Annotated in this window: 17 protein-coding genes; 13 read left to right on the forward strand and 4 right to left on the reverse strand. The window is 59.1% G+C overall.

The window, feature by feature from the left end; all coding sequences use genetic code 11:
• Positions 1-133: 133 nt before the first annotated feature.
• On the forward strand, positions 134-898 hold the full coding sequence (locus KXD86_RS15490; RefSeq protein ID WP_218637060.1) for an EAL domain-containing protein: 765 nt from the start codon (positions 134-136) through the stop codon (positions 896-898).
• 28 nt (positions 899-926) lie between these two features.
• Positions 927-1,283, forward strand: coding sequence for a hypothetical protein (locus tag KXD86_RS15495; RefSeq protein ID WP_218637061.1), 357 nt, complete (start codon positions 927-929; stop codon positions 1,281-1,283).
• Positions 1,284-1,291: 8 nt separating this feature from the next.
• Here KXD86_RS15495 and KXD86_RS15500 read toward each other — a convergent pair whose 3' ends face one another.
• Complete coding sequence (locus KXD86_RS15500; protein WP_218637062.1) at positions 1,292-2,185, reverse strand: LysR family transcriptional regulator; 894 nt, start codon at positions 2,183-2,185, stop codon at positions 1,292-1,294.
• A 123-nt stretch (positions 2,186-2,308) separates the two neighbouring features.
• On the opposite strand from KXD86_RS15500, the gene KXD86_RS15505 reads away from it, so the two are divergent.
• The 5 genes from KXD86_RS15505 (at position 2,309) to KXD86_RS15525 (ending at position 6,996) form a co-directional block, all read left to right on the forward strand.
• The gene (locus KXD86_RS15505) at positions 2,309-3,529 is read left to right on the forward strand and encodes an acyl-CoA dehydrogenase family protein (RefSeq protein WP_218637063.1); all 1,221 of its coding nucleotides are present in this window, start codon (positions 2,309-2,311) and stop codon (positions 3,527-3,529) included.
• Positions 3,530-3,603: 74 nt separating this feature from the next.
• Positions 3,604-4,419, forward strand: coding sequence for an SDR family oxidoreductase (locus tag KXD86_RS15510; RefSeq protein WP_218637064.1), 816 nt, complete (start codon positions 3,604-3,606; stop codon positions 4,417-4,419).
• 36 nt (positions 4,420-4,455) lie between these two features.
• Positions 4,456-5,520, forward strand: coding sequence for a phosphotransferase family protein (locus tag KXD86_RS15515; protein ID WP_218637065.1), 1,065 nt, complete (start codon positions 4,456-4,458; stop codon positions 5,518-5,520).
• Positions 5,520-6,209 carry a histidine phosphatase family protein gene (locus KXD86_RS15520; protein ID WP_218637066.1) on the forward strand — a complete coding sequence of 230 codons (690 nt, stop codon included), beginning with the start codon at positions 5,520-5,522 and terminating at the stop codon, positions 6,207-6,209. The genes KXD86_RS15515 and KXD86_RS15520 overlap by 1 nt, the downstream gene beginning before the upstream one ends.
• A 16-nt stretch (positions 6,210-6,225) precedes the next feature.
• Complete coding sequence (locus KXD86_RS15525) at positions 6,226-6,996, forward strand: SDR family oxidoreductase (protein WP_218637067.1); 771 nt, start codon at positions 6,226-6,228, stop codon at positions 6,994-6,996.
• Here the strand turns inward: KXD86_RS15525 and KXD86_RS15530 are convergent.
• A complete protein-coding gene (locus KXD86_RS15530) occupies positions 6,993-7,898 on the reverse strand; it encodes a DUF6279 family lipoprotein (RefSeq protein ID WP_218637068.1) in 906 nt (301 codons plus the stop codon). The genes KXD86_RS15525 and KXD86_RS15530 overlap by 4 nt on opposite strands.
• A gap of 142 nt (positions 7,899-8,040) precedes the next feature.
• On the opposite strand from KXD86_RS15530, the gene KXD86_RS15535 reads away from it, so the two are divergent.
• Both KXD86_RS15535 and KXD86_RS15540 read left to right on the forward strand, forming a co-directional pair.
• Positions 8,041-8,283, forward strand: a complete 243-nt coding sequence (locus KXD86_RS15535; RefSeq protein ID WP_218637069.1) for a DUF2798 domain-containing protein — start codon at positions 8,041-8,043, stop codon at positions 8,281-8,283.
• 157 nt (positions 8,284-8,440) lie between these two features.
• A complete protein-coding gene (locus KXD86_RS15540) occupies positions 8,441-9,841 on the forward strand; it encodes a DUF4397 domain-containing protein (protein ID WP_218637070.1) in 1,401 nt (466 codons plus the stop codon).
• 49 nt (positions 9,842-9,890) lie between these two features.
• On the opposite strand, the gene dacB is transcribed toward KXD86_RS15540, so the two are convergent.
• Positions 9,891-11,450: a D-alanyl-D-alanine carboxypeptidase/D-alanyl-D-alanine endopeptidase gene (gene dacB / locus KXD86_RS15545; protein WP_218637071.1), complete on the reverse strand. Its 1,560-nt coding sequence runs from the start codon at positions 11,448-11,450 to the stop codon at positions 9,891-9,893.
• Positions 11,451-11,778: 328 nt separating this feature from the next.
• Here dacB and KXD86_RS15550 point away from each other — a divergent pair, with 328 nt between their 5' ends.
• The 4 genes from KXD86_RS15550 to KXD86_RS15565 all read left to right on the forward strand — a co-directional run bounded on the left by KXD86_RS15550 (position 11,779) and on the right by KXD86_RS15565 (position 14,767).
• Positions 11,779-12,252, forward strand: coding sequence for a hypothetical protein (locus tag KXD86_RS15550; protein ID WP_218637072.1), 474 nt, complete (start codon positions 11,779-11,781; stop codon positions 12,250-12,252).
• A 32-nt stretch (positions 12,253-12,284) separates the two neighbouring features.
• Complete coding sequence (locus KXD86_RS15555) at positions 12,285-13,055, forward strand: glutathione S-transferase N-terminal domain-containing protein (protein WP_218637073.1); 771 nt, start codon at positions 12,285-12,287, stop codon at positions 13,053-13,055.
• 72 nt (positions 13,056-13,127) lie between these two features.
• A complete protein-coding gene (locus tag KXD86_RS15560; protein WP_228739629.1) occupies positions 13,128-14,057 on the forward strand; it encodes an aldo/keto reductase in 930 nt (309 codons plus the stop codon).
• Positions 14,054-14,767: a DUF6064 family protein gene (locus KXD86_RS15565; protein WP_218637075.1), complete on the forward strand. Its 714-nt coding sequence runs from the start codon at positions 14,054-14,056 to the stop codon at positions 14,765-14,767. The genes KXD86_RS15560 and KXD86_RS15565 overlap by 4 nt, the downstream gene beginning before the upstream one ends.
• Here the strand turns inward: KXD86_RS15565 and dkgB are convergent.
• Positions 14,703-15,512: a 2,5-didehydrogluconate reductase DkgB gene (gene dkgB, locus KXD86_RS15570; protein ID WP_218637076.1), complete on the reverse strand. Its 810-nt coding sequence runs from the start codon at positions 15,510-15,512 to the stop codon at positions 14,703-14,705. The two genes, KXD86_RS15565 and dkgB, sit on opposite strands and share 65 nt — an antisense overlap.
• Between the last annotated feature and the right edge of the window lie 43 nt (positions 15,513-15,555).

Raw genomic sequence — 15,555 nt, forward strand, 5'->3', positions numbered from 1 at the left:
GGGGGGATGCCACCGCGAATCAAGGGAATAGCGTCCGATCGTTGTGTCACTAAGGGGGCTAAAGCTATAGTGACGAGAGTCTCGATCCTGATTCGGGGTAGTGAGTAGTCCAACGTGATGTTCAGGAGCAGCAGTGAACCAGCCAGCCGTACTTTTCGATGAGTCACATTGTGATCAATGTGCGTGCGGCGAGGGGCTTGATTTCTCCCTCACGTTCGCCTTTCAGCCAATTGTCGATGTCGTCAGCCGAACGGTATTTGCCTACGAAGCCCTGGTGCGGGGCCGCAATGGTGAGGGGGCAGGGAGTGTCCTTTCGAAGGTGAATGAAAAGAATCAATACTCCTTTGATCAGGTGTGCCGGGTAAAAGCGGTAAAACTTGCGTCGCGGTTGGGCATGGACGCAATGCTGAGTATCAATTTCCTGCCCAACGCGGTTTATCGGGCGGAGTACTGCATCCGTACCACCCTGGCGGCCGCCAAAACCTACGGTTTCGACACCAGGAAGATCATTTTTGAACTGACGGAGAATGAAAAGCTGACGTCGGTTGAACACTTGGCCTCCATCATCGCGGCGTACCAGGAAATGGGGTTCAGTACCGCCATAGACGATTTCGGCGCAGGCTATTCACGGTATGACATTATGATGGCGAGCCCGCCGGACCTGCTGAAACTGGACATGGGGCTGGTAAGGAATATTCACCGTGAGCCCAACAAGCAGGCCGTGGTCTCTGGCATCATCATCATGATGAAGCAATTGGGAGGGCGAATCGTAGCGGAAGGTGTGGAGACCGTGGACGAGTATTCCTGGCTGCACTCGCAGGGAATTCATTTGTTTCAGGGTTTTCTTTTTGCCAAACCCGGGTTTGAATGTCTGCCGGAGCCCGTCTTCCCGGCATGAGGCTGCCATCAATTAACAGGATACTCCTTTGCTCTATCGAATAATTACGTTTGTTGGCGGGCTGATTTTTGTCGCCGCCCTGTTTGCGCTGTTGTGGTTCTTCTGCAAGAAGTTTCTTGAGCACCATGGCGTCAAGGACCAGGTGTCTGATCGTGCCATGGTCCTGGCAACCTGGACGTTTGCAGGCATCAGCATCGGCCTTATTTTCGCGGTGGTGGGCGCGTTCGTGCTCGGGCCGTGGGCTTTCTATCGCACGCTGCGCGGGCATGACGTCAATGTGTCCGATGGGGCTGCCATCTGGTGGGGCTTTGGTATTGTGGTGGCTGCCCTTGGTATCACGGCCATCGGTTTCTTTGGATTCCTGATGGCGGTAGGCGCCTATTAGACCTGACTTCAGCTGATAGCCCGCAACTGCTCCCGGAACCAGATCAGTGCCGGTTCCCGTTCATAGGCCTTGTGCCAGTACAGATGGACGTCGATCGACGGCAGGTCCGCCGGCGGATCCATGATCGTAATGTCCGCTCGCTGGGCAATGATGCGGGCATAGGCCTCTGGCATGGTCACCAGCAAATCGGTTTTTTCCACAACGCGGCAAGCCGCGTAGTAGTGCTGGCAACGAAGCCGGATGCTGCGCTGAACTCCGAGCCGGGAGAGTTCGAAATCCTCAATGCCCGGTCCCTCCGTCCGTGACGACACCAGAACGTGTCGGGCACTCAGATAATCCTCCATCGACAGGCCACCCTCCGCCAATGGGTGCCCGCTTCTCGCCAGCACGACCAGTCGATCCCGCCGGAGCAATTCGTGGGACGTCTGGTTGCTGATCGGTAACAGTACGTCCACGGCAAAATCCAGCTTGCCCGCCGCCAGTTGGGTTTCCATGTCCCGTCGAGCAATGCGCTGGCTGAAAATCTCGAGATTGGGGTAGGGATCCAGCCGCTTCATCAGTTGGGGCAGAAAGGTGGATTCGAGGATATCCCGCAACCCCAGTGAGTAGGTCTTTCTCTGATTGGCCGGATCAAAAGCGTGGAACTGGTTGACGGCACTCTGGATCTGGGTAAGCCCGGGGCGCATGGATTCCAGGAAACGCCGGGCCAGCGGCGTCGGCACCATCTGGTTGCCCTGGCGGGTGAACAGGGGATCGTCAAAATGATCGCGAAGCCGGGACAGGGAATGGCTGACCGCCGGCTGAGTCAGATGCAGGGCTCGCGCCGCACGGGTCAGGCTGCCCTCCCGGTATATGGTGTCGAAAACGTGCAGGAGATTCAGATCCAGGCGATTCAGGGCCATGTTGAAGGTCCGGGTCAGTGAATAAGTTCGGCTAATGATAAACGATAAGAATAATTCAGTCGCGTAATAGTTGGGCCGCCCCTAGACTGGCATCATTGTGATCAATTCAGCGAGGATACGGCGATGGATTTTAGTATTTCCGAGAGGGGGCAGGATTACCTCAAGCGGGTGAAGGCGTTCATGGCAGAGGAAATCTTTCCCATTGAGGCGCAGTACCATAAAGAGCTGGCGTCGCAGGAGAATCGCTGGGTGGTGTTGCCCATCATCAAAGAGCTGAAGGAGAAGGCCAAAGCGCAGGGTCTGTGGAACATGTTCTTCCCGGATGAGAAACATGGCTGTGGTCTGCTGAATTCCGACTATGCCCTGATTGCCGAGGAAACCGGGCGCAGCTTCATTGCTCCGGAGATCTTCAACTGCAATGCGCCGGACACCGGCAACATGGAAGTCCTCATCCACTACGGCTCCGAAGCGCAGAAAGCGGAATGGTTGCCGCGGTTGATGAGTGGCGAGATCCGCTCGGCCTTCTGCATGACCGAGCCGGGCGTGGCGTCCTCCGATGCCACCAACATGGAAGCAACCGCGGTCGTCGACGGCGACGAAGTGGTCCTGAATGGCCGCAAGTGGTGGAGCACCGGCATCGGGCACCCGGATTGCAAGGTCGCCATTTTCATGGGGCTGACCGATCCGGAGGCGCAGAAGCACCGCCGTCATTCCATGGTGTTGGTGCCGCTGGATACCCCGGGTGTTCGAATCGAGCGAATGCTCCCGGTGTTCGGTGAGTACGACGAACCCTACGGTCACGGCGAGGTGGTGTTCGAAAACGTACGCCTTCCCAAGACCGCGTTTATTGCGGGGCCGGGGCGCGGGTTTGAAATTGCCCAGGGTCGTTTGGGGCCGGGCCGAGTACACCATTGCATGCGTGCCATCGGCGCAGCGGAACGTACCCTGGAACTGCTGATCAAGCGGGCGACGACGCGTGAGGCTTTTGGTCGTCCCATTGCGAAGCTTGGCGGCAACCCGGACATCATCGCCAACGCCCGTATGGCCATTGAACAGGCCCGCCTACTGACCCTGAAATGTGCCTGGGCGCTGGATACCAAGGGCATCGGTGGCGCCTTGCAAGAGGTTTCCATGATCAAGGCGGTCATTCCGTCCATGCTCCAGACCATTGTTGATCAGGCCATTCAGATTCATGGCGGGGCCGGTGTCAGCGATGATGACTTCCCGCTGACCCAGTTGTTTGCCTATGCTCGGGTATTGCGGCTGGCGGATGGTCCGGACGAGGTGCATCGGGCGATGGTGGCTCGGCTTGAGTTGGCCAAGTATAAGAATCGGTCTGCCTGAGTTTGCGGAGTGGGAGCCGGCTGCATTCTTCGGTGCTGGCTTCGGTTGTTTATGACACGTGACGGAAAACTATTATGACTCAAAGAGTATTCATCACCGGCGGCGCGAGTGGACTCGGCCGTGCGATTGCACTGCGTTACGCCAAAGAGGGCGCAAAAGTCTGTATAGGTGACATCAACCCGGAGCAGGGCGCCAGCGTCGAGCAGGAGATCAACAGCGCCGGCGGCGAGGGCTACTTCGTGGAGTGCGATGTTCGCCGGCTGACCGATCTGGAGAAAATCTGCGACGATCTGACCGCCAAATGGGGTGGAGTGGACGTGGTGGTGAACAACGCTGGCGTGGCGTCGGCGGGCTCCATTGAAGACACCACCATGGCGGACTGGGAGTGGATTCTCGATATCAACGTGTTGGGTGTTGTGCGTGGCTGCAAGGCGTTCACGCCGCAGTTCAAGAAGCAGGGCTCCGGCGCGTTCGTGAATGTGGCCTCCATGGCCGGTCTGATGCTGGCACCGCTGATGGATAGCTACAATGTCTCCAAGGCGGGCGTGATTGCGTTGTCCGAGACCCTGAGTCAGGAGCTGCGGGATGCCGGCATTCACGTGAGCTGCGTGTGCCCGGCGTTTTTCCAGACCAACCTGGCCAGCAGCATGCGGTCGGATCTGCCAGGCATTCAGCAGAATGTGAACAAGCTGATGAAGCGGTCCAATATCACCGCCGAAGATGTGGCCGAGGACATCGTCCGATCGGTGAAGGAAAAGAGCTTCTGGGTGCTGCCCCACGCCCGTGAACGCCGTATGTGGATGCTCAAACGACACGCGCCCAAGGCGTTTGACTGGTTGATGCACCAGGAGAGCAAACGTTGGATGAGCAAGATGGGCGGCAAGGCCTGAGCCTTCCGGTTGGACACAAGAAGAGGAGAGCCCTGAATGACCCAGATTGATCAGGCAATGGATGTTCGCGAAGGCGAGGAGCTGGATGTTGCGGCCGTGGACCGGTTCATGAAGCAGGCCATGCCCGAGCTGGATGGTGCCCCGGAGATCCGCCAGTACCCGGGCGGTGCCTCCAACCTGACCTATCAGGTGGACTATGGCGATCGCTCGTTTGTGCTCCGCCGTCCCCCCTTCGGCAAGATCGCCAAGTCGGCTCACGATATGCTCCGTGAAGCCAAGGTAATGCGGGCATTGAAACCCGTCTATCCCTATGTTCCGAACATCATCGCCATTTGCGATGACCACGAGGTTCTGGGGTGCGATTTCTACGTGATGGAACGCCTGAAGGGCATCATCCTGCGCGAGGATTTCCCGAAAGACTTCGACCTGAGCGAAGCCGACACGCGGAAGCTGTGCCTGAACGTGGTCGACAAGCTGGTGGACCTGCACCGGGTGGATGCCAGGGCCGCAGGCCTCGACAAGCTCGGCAAGGGCGAGGGGTACGTGCAGCGCCAGATCGGTGGTTGGAGTGATCGCTTCCGCAAGGCCCGCACCGAGGATGTCGGTGATTTCGAGGCGGTCATGTCGTGGCTCAACGAGAAGATGCCTGACGATATAGCCCAGGTGGTCATCCATAACGATTTTCGCTTCGACAATGTGGTGCTGAATCCGGACAACCCGTTTGAAGTGATCGGCGTGCTGGACTGGGAAATGGCGACCATCGGCGACCCCCTGATGGACCTCGGCAACAGCCTGGCCTACTGGATCGAGGCCGATGACGAAGGGCCTTTCCAGATGCTGCGCCGCCAGCCAACGCACCGGCCGGGCATGCTGAGCCGTCAGGAAGTGGTGGAGTACTACATGGAGAAGTCGGGCTTCCGGGTTGATAACTTCGACTTCTATGAAATCTATGGACTGTTCCGGTTGGCGGTCATCATTCAGCAGATCTATTACCGTTTCTACCACGGCCAGACCAAGGACAAACGGTTTGCCGCCTTTGGCCACGCCGCCAACTACCTGGAGAAACGCTGCCAGCGGCTGATCGCCGAGAGTTCACTGTAATGGCCACCGTTTACCTGATCCGTCATGGACAGGCCAGCTTCGGCAAGGCCAACTACGACCAGCTGTCGAAGACCGGCTGGGAGCAGGGGCGCGCCCTGGGGCGCTGGTTGGCCGGCAAGGTGGCGCCCGATGCCATATTCGGTGGCGACCTCGAGCGGCACCGTGAGACCGTCGAGGCCATCGCAACCGGTTTTGGCAGCGCGCTGCCGGATATGCAGGTGGTTCCCGGGTTTAACGAGTTTGACCACAACGAGGTGGTCACGCGTTTCCGTCCGGCGTGGAGCGATCGCGCGGTGATGGCCAGGGATCTTCAGGCCTTCCCGAAACCGGCCCGGGCGTTCCAGGAGGCCTTTGTTCAGGCTGTGCGCCGCTGGGCCTCGGGGGAACACGATCATGAGTACGACGAGACCTGGCCGGCCTTCAAGGCCAGGGTGCTGCAAGCTTTTGATGACATGATCGAGTTCGCCGATGGCGGTGACGTTCTGGTGGCCACCTCGGGCGGCCCGATCTCGGTGATCTGTCAGCACCTGCTGGGACTCGACGACCCGCGAGCCCTGGCGCTCAACGAGGTCATCGCCAACACCAGTGTCAGCCGTGTGCTCTACTCAGGGCCCCGCCGCAGCCTGTCCGTGTTTAACAACTACAGTCACCTGGAAGCGGAAGATCCCGCCCTGGTGACCTTCCGATAACGTTTGAGGTGAGTGAATGAGTAATACAGACCTGTTTGATCTGACCGGCAAGGTTGCCCTGATCACCGGCGCCAGCCGGGGCATCGGCGAGAGCATTGCCCGCACGCTGGCGAATTACGGCGCTCACGTGATTGTCAGCAGCCGTAAAATCGACGGCTGCGAGGCGGTCGCCAGCAGCATTCGTGAAGCCGGCGGCAGCGCGGAAGCGCACGCCTGTCACATTGGCGACATGGATCAGATTGACGGAATCTGGGCACACATCGAGAAGGCGCACGGGAAACTCGACATCCTGGTGAACAATGCGGCCTCGAATCCCTACTTCGGGCCGGTTGAAGAGACGGATCTTGGCGCCTTCAACAAGACGGTGGATGTGAACATTCGGGGCTATTTCTTTATGTGCGCCCGTGGCGCCCAGATGATGAAGAAGGCCGGAGGCGGTGCCATCGTGAACGTTGCCTCGGTGAACGGCGTTAATCCTGGCCACTTCCAGGGCATCTATTCCATCACCAAGGCGGCGGTTATCTCCATGACCAAATCCTTTGCCATGGAGCTGGGCCAGCAGAACATTCGCGTAAACGCGCTGTTGCCGGGCCTCACCGACACCAAGTTTGCCAGCGCGCTGACCACCAACGAGGCAATCAAGAAGCAGGCTATGGCGCACATTCCCATGAAGCGAGTGGCCGATCCCGATGAAATGGCCGGTACGGTGCTGTACCTGGTGTCCGGAGCCTCCAGCTACACCACCGGTGCCTGCATCAACGCCGACGGTGGTTACCTCACGGTTTAATCCGCAACGCCACTCGCGACGTCGGTGCCGGGTGCACAGGTCAGGGCCTCGAAGTCGCCGCTCAGCTCAACCGCCTGCCCGCGAAGATGGGCCAGGTGGGTTGGGCTGCCAGCGTCGATCAAATCGTGTATCAGGGTCTTCATGGCGGCCCGACTGTCCACCATCATGGCCTGGTACTCTTCGCCCCGGATGTCCTCGGAGTCGGTGATCAGTCGCCCGACCTCCGTCGCAAAACCGGGTTGATCACGCCGCTCAAGTGCCTCGAGCAAGGCCTGTTGCCATCTCCGCCGACCTTCAAGCCAGATTTCCGTCTGCCGTCCCCGCTGTTCCGACCAGGCGGCGACAATGCTCTTCTGCTGCCCGTTCAGGTCACCAAGCCATCGCTCAACGCGCTCCTCAGTGCGTTCGGCCCGGGCCAGAGCGGTCTCTTTCTGGCTGTCAGCGAGATACTCTTCTTCCCGTTCGCGCTGACTTTCCGCCATGTTTGCGGCCAACTCCCGAACCTGCGCGTCGCTCAGGCTGGCCAGCAGATCGGTGGCGATGGGCGTGGCCTGTTCCAGAAGCGGCGGGAAGAAGCCGAAGAGCTGTTCCTGATGGTAGGCAATGGTGTCCGGGTCCAGGTTTCGCTGCCGAACGTCGGCTTCCAGAGAGTCGAGCCAGCGTCCGTATCGGGGGAGTTCCTGTGAGCAATGCCACTGCCGTAGCTGATCGATACCGAGATTGAGTTGTGCTGACTGGGCATCGGTCAGAGTGACGTAATCCTCAACCCACCAGACAATCCCCCAGTCCGCATAGCGGTAGGCCGTGCGAGTGGAACTGCAGCCTGAAACGATCACGAGGCTGGCACAGGCTATGGCGAGCCAGCGAAGGCTGCCGGATGAAAACACGTTTGGGCAGTTCATAGTCTTCCCACTGCGACAAATGGGGCATCGCAAAAAGATCGCAAGCTTACTAATATGCGTATCTTTCATCACATCAGTGTACGACATTTCGTCGTGATCGGATGGGGCGTACGAAATCCGCAAGATCCCCGCAGGAGGTGGTATGAGCAGGATAAAGCCAGCGCGTGTAAGGCAACTGGTGTTTGGAGCCTACATGTCTGGAATTATGTCTTTCCTGATGTCTGGCGTGATCACGTTGATCAATACCGGCATTGACGCCGGCTTCCCGAACCGTTGGGCCGCTGCCGGGCTGGTTGCCTGGGGAGTTGCCTTCCCTCTGGTTACGTTTATTGCGCCGCTGGCGGGCCGGTTGACCGACGTCACATTGCGCCGTTTTGAGTCCTGATTAAGCCGGTACACCCGTTCGCTCAAATGTAAAATGGTGTTAATCCGTTTTTTGGGGTCCCTCGTAGTTTGCTGGTAGCACGATTCACGGAATGAATGCGTGCAGGTTCGAACCACTTAACCTTGGTAACCAACCTCAGCAATCGAGGAACAGGACAATGAATACAAGACTTGCCTTGCCGTTGGTGGTAGCCGGGAGCGTTCTGCTCACCGGTTGTTTTGATGACGACGACGACCCGACAAACACCAGTGTTCGAGTGGTGCACGCTTCGTCCGACGCACCCGCCGTTAACGTACGGCTGAATGACGATACGGTGGTAGCTGGCGCTGATTTCAAACAGGCGGCGGTTCTGACCCCGAGGGCCGGTAATGCCTCGATCGCGGTCGACGGTGTTCTTCCCGGAGGAGACACCGCAACGGTCATTGAGGCGGACGCCGCCCTTCGTTTTGATACCAGCTACGATGTTATCGCGGTCGGAAAAGTGGGCGATCAGACCATTGAGCCACTCATCCTGGAAGATGATGGCAACCGGGAGTCTGCCGACTCGGTAAGACTTCGCGTGGCCCACTTGTCGCCCGATGCCCAAGCGGCAGCGGCTGGTCCCGTGGATGTCTACGTGACGGCGGCGGGGGCCGACCTGCCTGCCGAAGCCACCTTTACGTTCGCCTTCAAAGAGAGTGTGGGACCACTTGAGGTGCCAGCGGGTGATTATCAGATTCGGGTGACCCCGTCGGGGGCTGACACGGTGGTCTATGACAGCGGCACCGTGCCACTGCCCGCGGGCGCAGACTTGCTTATCGGTGCGGTGGATAATACCGGTGCAAACGGTGATGCCGGCCCGATCAGTCTTATTGTGCTGAACGGCGGTGATGTTTCCGAAATTTACTCTCAAGACCAGAATGCTGGTGTACGTGTGGTTCACGCCTCATCCAATGCGCCGAATGTCGATGTGTTCGTTGATGGACAGGCGACGGCGTTAGCTGACATACCGTTTGGCAGTGTTGCTCCAGAAGCCGTTCTGGATGGTTACGCTGCATTGCCGGCCGGGGAGCGTCGCATACAGGTTGCGGCCGCCGGAACGGGTCTTGATGGTGGTCTTGTCGTAATCGATGAGAGTCCAACACTTGTTAATGGCCAAGGTTACACAGCGCTGGCGGTAGGGCAGTTGGAAAACATTGAAGCGCTGGTCGTGGAGGACCAGGTGCGCAGCATTGCTACCCAGGCATCCCTGCGTCTCATTCATGCGTCGACCGCTGCCGGCAATGTCGATATCTACCTGGTACCCGGCACTCAGGACGGCATTGGTAACTCAGCACCGGCTCTGTCAGACGTACCGTTTAAGGCAGTGACAGATTATCTTGCGGTCGCAGAGGGCACCTATAATGTATACATTGCGCCGACGGGCACGGGCACAGCCGCAATCACCGCCGAAGGGGTTGAGTTAAGCGCGGGTGAAGTCTACACCGCAGTTGCGCGAGATGCGGATCCAACTAATGGGGAGCCTGCGCTGACCGAACTCGGATTGATTTTGTTCGACGATTTTGTCGGGGAAATATAGTAGAAAAGTGTAATGTGAAGGGAAAAGCCCCGGAATATCCGGGGCTTTTTTATTGAATCGTAGTTTTTGATGAAGAACCGGAATCGGCCCGCGAAATGGCGGTGCCCGTCGGCGGCCGGTAGTGCAGGGAATAGAGAACGCGATCCAGGACAGCCTGGCCATTCCAGGCAGGATCGTTGTTGACCATTCCGACAACGGCCCAGGTCGTGTTGTGCTCATCCCGGGTGAAGCCGGCGATGGAGCGGACGTTCTCCAGGTAACCGGTCTTGATGCGGCCGCTGCCGTCCATGCCGGTGTTACGAAGCCGGCGGGCCATGGTACCGTCCATGGCGATGATCGGCATGGAGGCCATCAGGTCGGCGGCAAACGGGCTGTTCCAGGCGTGTTGCAGCAGTTCCGCGCCCTGGCGTGCTGTGATCCGGCCATGGCGGCTGAGGCCGGCGCCATTGTCGATCACCATGCCGGTGGTATTGATGCCTTTCTTCTCAAGCCAGTCGTAAATCACACGAATGCCCGCAACGCGGTCATCCTCTTCGTCATCCAGTCTGTTTTCAGCGCCGATCGTCAGCAACATCTGGCGAGCCATCACGTTGCTGCTCCACTTATTGATGTCGCGGACCATGGTGACCAGGTCCGGCGAGGTGGTTTTCAGCACCAGACGGGCGTCTTCCGGGGTGGTTCCCACGGTGTCGTTGCCCGTTATCGTCACCCCGGTCTCGTTGAGCAGGGAACGAATCAGGCCGGCGCTGTATTGTTCATGGGGCAACAGGGACAGGTAACTTGTGGTGCGACATCCCTGGGGTAGCTCTCCGGTTACCCGGACGGTGACTTTGTTGTCATCGTGGAAAATCGGCTCCCACTCAAAGTTGCGACGGCGGGGGCAGGGGCCTTCAGCCGTGGCCGTTACGCGGTTATCGATCACCACCTGGTCCAGGGATGGCGTGCTCCACGCCTGGGTGCCGCGCTCATCCGCGCGAACCTGGAAGTGCAGCAGGTTGAGATTGGTCAGGTAGGCAGAGGGCTCAACCAGGAACGGTGCATGGGGGTTGTCACCATTGTCCTCGAACGCAGGGAAGCCGCCGTCCACCTCGAAATAGGTCCCGTCCAGCACCAGGTTGCCATCGATGCTGGTGATGCCCATGCTGCGGAGTTCGCGCAGCGTGCCCCAGAGCCGCTCGATGGTCAGCTTGGGATCGCCACCGAAGCGGACGTACAGGTTGCCTTTCAGGGTGTCGCCGATCAGTTCGCCATCGGTCAGGAAATCGGTATCCCAGTGATGGGTTGGTCCGAGGATTTCCAGCGCCGCATAAGTAGTGACCAGTTTCATGATGGAACCGGGACTCATGACCTCGTCGGCATTGATGTATTGGTCAATACCGGGGCCGTTGAGCGGAATCGCGGCCACGCTCAGGGCTTGTTCGTCGTTGAGCGATTTGACGGCGTAATCCCGGACCTGGCTGCTCCAGATGCGAGAGGAGGAGAAGCCGGACTCTTCATTGTCGAGCGCCAGAAGGGACGGACTGGTAGCCACAGCGAGCGCCGTGCTCGTAGCCACGACCATCCGTTTGAAAATTGATCCAATATTGCCTGTCGTGTGCGCGCGTCGCATACCCGGAATCACCCTGCCAGCCATCCGTGAGTTCTTATCCTTCAACAATAGCCCATCTTTGCAGCGTGTACTATGCAGAGAAGTTCTACATGACGTTAAAAAATGGCAGTAGAGTCGTTGTTTGTATTGGTTTTTGTGATTTCGTGTAAGTCCCTCTATGTGAATCATAGGGTTAGCAGTCCGGAGGTTTACATTTTTCATGTCAATGGCTTTGTAATTCTTTTTATCGGGGATTCTTCCGGCATTTCGGTCATGGAATCTGACCGCAAAAGAGCGTTTGCTATCGGGTGTGCATCACAGGTTTCAACAACAAGAAAAGGAGACCATTATGATCGGCATCCCATTAGGTCTGGTGACGGCTAACGCCGTTGAGTGGGTGTTCCACAAGCATGTGCTTCACAACATGGGGCGCAACCGGGACAGTTTCTGGGCGTTTCATTGGCACGATCACCACCGACAGGTGCGGAAAAACGGGTTTCTGGACGAGGATTACCGGAAGCCTCCCTGGCGCTGGAATGCCCAGGCGAAGGAGGTGGTTGCCCTGGTGGCGGGCGCGGCTGCGGTTACGCCGCTGATGCCGGTGGCCCCCTTCTATGTGGGAACCTTGTATTACTGCGCCTGGAATTACTACCGAGTGCACCGGAAGTCGCATCTTGATCCGGACTGGGCCCGGGAACACCTGCCCTGGCATTATGATCACCACATGGGACCGAATCCCAACGCCAACTGGTGTGTGACGAAACCCTGGTTTGATCACGTCATGGGCACCCGTGAGCCAATGGAAAACCGGGCGATTGCGTGATAATGGGGGAAATTCGAAACAAGGGCCTTACTATGTCCAGCGGTTTAGCACATAACGTCAATTTACTCGGTTCCGTGACGACGTCATCACTGACGGCCTGGCGCGGCTGCATGGTCGTGAAGAAAAGCGTTCAGCCGGAACTCGCCATCATTCTGTACGACATGGAGGCTTGCCCGTTCTGCCGCCGCGTGCGTGAGGCGCTGACCGCCTTGCACCTGGATGTGGAAATTCGGCCGTGCCCGAAAGGCGGCAAGGTCTTCCGGGACGAAGCCGTCGCCCTGGGCGGCAAGCAGCAGTTCCCGTTGCTGGTGGACAAAAACACGGACACGGTCATGTACGAATCGAACGGTATCGTGGCCTATCTGTTCCGGGAGTATGCTGGCCGGCCGGTTCCGAAACTCTACCGGGGCAAGGCCTGGCAGCCAGCGCTGGGATCGGTCGCCTCGGCAGCCAGTGGCTTGCGGGGCTTGCGGGCAAAAGCCGGAAAGCGGCCAGAACAGCCTCTGCATCTCTGGAGTTTCGAGGGCAGTCCGTTTTCCCGACTGGTGCGTGAAAAACTGTGTGAACTGGAAATTCCCTACACGCTCCATAACCTGGGGAAGGAGCACTGGTCCGAGGTCGGCCCGGCAAGGCAGCGCCTGAAGCCGGGGCCGTATACGCCGATTCCGGGTGGCAAGCGTGATGCCTTTTTTCAAGTGCACAAGCGGGTTCAGGTACCCTATCTGGAGGATCCCAATACCGGCGAGGGCCTGTTCGAATCGGCGAGGATCCTGAACTACCTGGACAGCCAATACGCTGCCTGACCGGGGTCCACGGCTGGTTTGGCTTCGTACCATACGCACTGGCATCATGACCGTGAGAGGGTGGGTATGGCAATGCATGTGACTCGCAGACAATTCCTTCTGGCGGCCGGCCTTGCGGGCCTGGCCGTGCAGGCACCCGGTGTATTCGCAAACCCCAGGGGTGCCTCGACTCCGGTACCCGTCAGTCGGGCGATTCCATCCACCGGCGAACGCCTGCCTGCCGTCGGGATGGGCACCTGGATTACCTTCAATGTCGGTAACGACCCCTACCTGATCGAACAGCGCACCAACGTTCTCAAGACGTTTTTTGATCTCGGAGGGAGCGTGGTGGACTGTTCGCCCATGTACGGCTCCTCCGCGGAGGTCCTGGGGCAGGCGCTTGACGCACTGAAGGCCCGCGACCGCGTTTTCGCCGCCACCAAGATCTGGACCGGGGATGAATCGGCGACCCGGTCGGAGGCGGATTCCTCCCGCCGAAGGTGGGGGGTGGAACGCTTTGACCTGCTGCAGGTGCACAATCTACTGGGCTGGCGGGGGCATCTGGAAACCCTGAAGGCCATGAAGGCGGCGGGCGAGGTGCGTTACGTGGGCATCACCACGTCCCATGGGCGGCGCCATAGCGAGTTCGAGCAGATCATGGAAACCCAGCCCCTCGATTTTGTTCAGCTGACCTACAACGTGCTGGATCGTGAGGCCGAGGCGCGTTTGTTGCCCCTGGCACAGGAGCGGGGTATCGCGGTCATGGTCAACCGGCCATTCCAGGGCGGTGCGCTGTTCCGGCGTTTTCAGTCCGAGCCCTTGCCGGCCTGGGCCGGAGACGTGGGCGTGAGTACCTGGGCGGAGTACTTTCTGAAGTTCATTATTTCTCATCCTGCGGTCACCTGTGCCATACCGGCGACCACACGCGTTGAGCATATGCAGGAGAACATGGCGGCCATGGTCGGCGAGCTACCGGATGAACGGCAGCGGCAGCGGATGGTGGACTACGTGAGGTCGCTGTGAGTGGTTCCGCCTGGCTGAGCTATTCCCTGCAGGATTTCCTGATGTTCGGGCCGGAGGTGTTTCTGCGCCTGTTCGTGCGGATCAATCAGGACGTCTGGCCGTGGCAGCTGTTCGCGGTGTTTGTGAGCGCAGCGGTGCCCTGGATGCTGTGCCGGCCTGAGTCCGCCTGGCACCGGCTGGCACTGGTGATTGTTGCAGCCGCCTGGATGGGCAGCGGAGCCGGGTTCCTGGTGCATTATTTTGGTGAGATCAACTGGCCGGCGGCATGGCTAGGGTGGGCCTTCGTAATACAGGGCGGGCTGGTGATGGTCCTGAGTCTCACGAACAGCGGCTTTCAACTGTCGAAGGCCAGGGCGGGGTGGTTTGCCCTGTGCTGGCTGGCCGCGCTGGCGTTGCTGCCCTGGCTTCCCGTTATTCAGTCCGGGCAACTGAAGGCGCTCGCGCTGTTTGGGCTGGCCCCCGGCGTAACCGTTGCAGCGAGCGCACTGTTGATGGGCGTCTACGGCCGAGCGGTGTTCTGGTGGTTGTTGCCCGTGCCGATCATCGGGGTGCTATTCAGCGCAGCCACCTACTGGACCCTGCAGACTCCGTGGCTGCTACCCACGCCCCTGACCACCTTGGCGTTCATGGGCGTGGGCGTCTGGCTCAGTCCCAGGCCGGCGCAAAACTCGGGTCGGCAATCCGCTCGCCCCGATCCAGTTCGTCGATAAGGCGAATCTCATCCTCGCTCAGCTGGATCTTCAAGGCGTCCAGGTTGGCTTTCTGATGCGTCGGCCGCGTGGATGACGGGATCGGTATCACACCACGGGAGGCGACCCAGGCAAGGGCCACCTGTGCTGGCGAGGCATTGTGCGCCTGGGCGATACGCTGGAGCGTATCATCGTCCATCACCTTGCCAACGGCCAGGGGCATGTAACCGGTGACCGTGATGCCGAGCTTCCGGGCGTGCTCGACGACCTTGCGGTTGGCCAAAAACGGATGCACCTCCACCTGGTTGGTGAGGATGGCGCCATCGCCAAGGATTGCCACGGCCTTGTCCATCTGGGCGCAGGTGAAATTGGAAACGCCGATGTGATTGGTCAGGCCTTCCCGCTGGGCATCGCGCAGGGCACCGAGGTATTCCTCCATGGGCACCTCGTCATCTGGCGAAGGCCAGTGAATCAGGGTGAGATCCACGTGGTCCGTTTTCAGGCGAGACAGGCTGTCGTGCAGACTGTTGATCAGGTCGCTCGCGTGCAGCTGGTCGTGCCAGATTTTCGTGGTCAGGAAGATTTCACGACGTGGAATGCCGCTGGACGTGATGCCATCCCCAACTTCCGCCTCGTTCTCGTACATCTGGGCGGTATCAATGTGCCGATAACCCAGGGATAGGGCACTTTTCACCGCGTCCCGTGCGTCATTGCCCTTCAACCGGAAAGTCCCCATGCCGATCTTCGGAAGTGTGCTGAATGCCATACGTTCCTCCTGTTCGAGCTGTGTGTTCCTAAGATGGTGTCGT

It is taken from the genome of Marinobacter arenosus (assembly GCF_019264345.1).
Taxonomy (GTDB): domain Bacteria; phylum Pseudomonadota; class Gammaproteobacteria; order Pseudomonadales; family Oleiphilaceae; genus Marinobacter; species Marinobacter arenosus.